The following is an 885-nucleotide window of genomic DNA, read 5'->3' on the forward strand; positions in this document are numbered from 1 at the left end:
TTGTTGAAGAAGATGGTAGCTACACTGTTGATCTAGATATTACTGATTTAACCGATGGTGATTTGGATATTGTCGTTACAGGTACAGACAACAACGGTAACCCAGTGACCGGAACGGGTACCGATGAGCTGGATGCCGTGCCTTCAGAGATCACAGTTGAGACTGACGTCGACAACACGGGTCCAAACATTACGGTTACAGGTGATACCACTGATATCCCACCCGGCTCAGAGCTGGAAGTCACCATTACCGACCAAAATGGCAATACCGTCACGACAACCGCGATTGTTGAAGAAGATGGTAGCTACACAGTGACCGATCTGGATATCACCGATCTAACGGACGGTGACCTAGACATTACAGTTACAGGTACCGACAACAACGGCAACCCAGTAACTGGCACAGGTACCGATGAGCTGGATGCGGTTCCTTCAGAGATTACAGTTGAGACTGAGGTCGATAACACAGGTCCAAGCATTACGGTTACAGGTGATACTACTGATATCCCACCCGGCTCAGAGCTGGAAGTCACCATTACCGACCAAAATGGCAATACCGTGACGACAACCGCGATTGTTGAAGAAGACGGCAGCTACACAGTGACCGATCTGGATATCACCGATCTAACCGACGGTGACCTAGACATTACAGTTACAGGTACCGACAACAACGGCAACCCAGTGACTGGAAGGGGTACAGATGAACTGGATGCCGTGCCTTCAGAGATCACAGTTGAAACCGAGGTTGATAACGCTGGCCCAACAATTGATGTGACAGGTGATACTACTGATATCCCAGTGGGCTCTGAGCTAGTGGTTACGATCACTGACCAAGAAGGCAACACTGTCACGACAACCGCGATTGTTGAAGAAGACGGCAGCTACA

General features: G+C 49.4%; 1 protein-coding gene. It reads left to right on the forward strand.

Translation table 11 applies throughout. The features are described from left to right. Positions 1-885 (forward strand): hypothetical protein (locus tag DN062_RS18400; protein ID WP_420811685.1); only part of this gene is annotated, 885 nt, incomplete at both ends.

Source organism: Nitrincola tibetensis (assembly GCF_003284585.1).
GTDB lineage: Bacteria > Pseudomonadota > Gammaproteobacteria > Pseudomonadales > Balneatricaceae > Nitrincola > Nitrincola tibetensis.